The organism is Mariniradius saccharolyticus AK6, from assembly GCF_000330725.2.
Classification (GTDB): domain Bacteria; phylum Bacteroidota; class Bacteroidia; order Cytophagales; family Cyclobacteriaceae; genus Mariniradius; species Mariniradius saccharolyticus.
Window position 1 is genome coordinate 1 of sequence record NZ_AMZY02000029.1, and the last position, 1,649, is coordinate 1,649.

2 protein-coding genes are annotated in these 1,649 nt (G+C 47.4%); both read right to left on the bottom strand.

The window, feature by feature from the left end:
• Positions 1 to 298: 298 nt before the first annotated feature.
• On the bottom strand, positions 299 to 1,213 hold the full coding sequence (locus tag C943_RS20895) for an IS3 family transposase (protein ID WP_008632008.1): 915 nt from the start codon (positions 1,211 to 1,213) through the stop codon (positions 299 to 301).
• The gene (locus C943_RS21620) at positions 1,213 to 1,608 is read right to left on the bottom strand and encodes a hypothetical protein (RefSeq protein WP_008632010.1); all 396 of its coding nucleotides are present in this window, start codon (positions 1,606 to 1,608) and stop codon (positions 1,213 to 1,215) included. The genes C943_RS20895 and C943_RS21620 overlap by 1 nt, the downstream gene beginning before the upstream one ends.
• Positions 1,609 to 1,649: the final 41 nt, after the last annotated feature.

The following is a 1,649-nucleotide window of genomic DNA, read 5'->3' on the forward strand; positions in this document are numbered from 1 at the left end:
TGACCCGTCCTGAAAAAAGTTGACAGTTTTTGTAATAATACTGAATTGGCTTTACAGTAGAAAGCCTGATCCTGATTGGACTTTACAAGGATTTTTGTAATCCTGATATAAGTTGACAGGTAAGGATCTAATCCTGCTTCCGGTTGTCTTTTGATTAACTAATCCTGCATATCCTTGGCGTCATTTACATTAATCCTCTAATGCCTTTACTTCTTGTTCCGCAATCCTTAATCAGCTTGTCATCCAATTAGGGTAATCCTTTTTTTGGTTGTCATTGGGTTGGTAAATCCCAAAACAGCTAGACAGGCTGCTTGGTATTACTGGATTGGCTTGTCAGGTTCTGCTTATAGTCCTGCTCCCACTTGTCAGCACAGTGTACTTGCTGGGGTGTCTGCCCTTGCAAACTGTGGTGGGGACGTTTGGTGTTATAAGACAAGACTGCCATTTCCACCATCTGCCTGGCTCTTTCCTCTGAGTCAATGGGCTTTCCCAAGCCATACTCCTGCTTGAGAATACCGTTGATTCTTTCTGCCAGTGCATTCTCATGAGGACTGCCCTTGGATGCCATACTGATGGTGATGCCATCAGACTTGAGTAGGGTAATGTAGCTGTGGGCACAGTACTGGACTCCCTGATCGCTGTGGTGAATGAGCCGGCGGTTGGGATACTGCCGGTTACTTATAGCCATAAGCAGTGCTTTGACAGATCCTTCAACTGACAGATCTCCGTGTAGGTGGAATCCCATGATCTTTCTTGACCATGCATCGGTGATCAGGCTCAGGTACATGAAACGGCCCTTTACCCTCAGGTAGGTGATGTCACTCACCCATGCCTGCTCCGCATGGGTCAATCCCTTGTTTTTAAGCAGGTTGGGATAACGGTAAAACCCATGGGTGTTGTCCGTGGTGCGGGGACTCCTGCGACGGCGCTGCCGTACCTTAAGTCCATAAGTATCCATGATATCCAACAACTGGTCTCTGCCAATGCACAGACCGTCCAGCTGAAGCTGCTCATTAACCAGAGGAAGCAGTTTGCGAGCCCCCAGCCTATCGTTGTCCACATACTTTCGGATATCGATAACCAGCTCGGCCACTACCTTCCCGAATGCCAGATCGGAGTGTTGGCTTTGCCGGTTTTGATAATATGCCTGACGGCTCTTACCAAGCAATTGACAGAGGTACGCCAAACCCCGGTCAGGATATAAAACCCGCATTATTTCGATTGCTTGGTGCCAGACTTTTTTCGGATATCGATGTTAAGCTGGTCTTCCGCTACATCTATGAGCGTCTCCAAGGCTGCCACCTTTAGGGTAGCCAGCTCCAAGGCCTTCCTCAGCTTGGCATTTTCCGAGGCCAAATCCTCACCCGACTCACCTTTCTTTCCGTCTTTTTTCATCTGTTCCAAAATACGGAAATACCCATGCTTGGCCAACTCTTCCTTCTTAAGGGTGGACATAAACCCTGAACTCAGCCCATGCTTCCTGGCAACAAACGTATCTGACTCTTGGCCGGTCACTAGATCCGTTATCACCGATACCTTGAAACCCTCCCGAAACAGACGACCCGTCTTGTACTTTTTTAATTCCTCTTTTTTTGATTCTTCTTCCATAGTTGACATGTTTTGTGTCAACTTATTTCAGGACTTGACCG

Excerpts from the sequence above, each read along its gene's own strand:
- C943_RS21620 (WP_008632010.1), bottom strand. The coding sequence starts at position 1,608 with ATGGAAGAAGAATCAAAAAAAGAGGAATTAAAAAAGTACAAGACGGGT.
- C943_RS20895 (WP_008632008.1), bottom strand. The coding sequence starts at position 1,213 with ATGCGGGTTTTATATCCTGACCGGGGTTTGGCGTACCTCTGTCAATTG.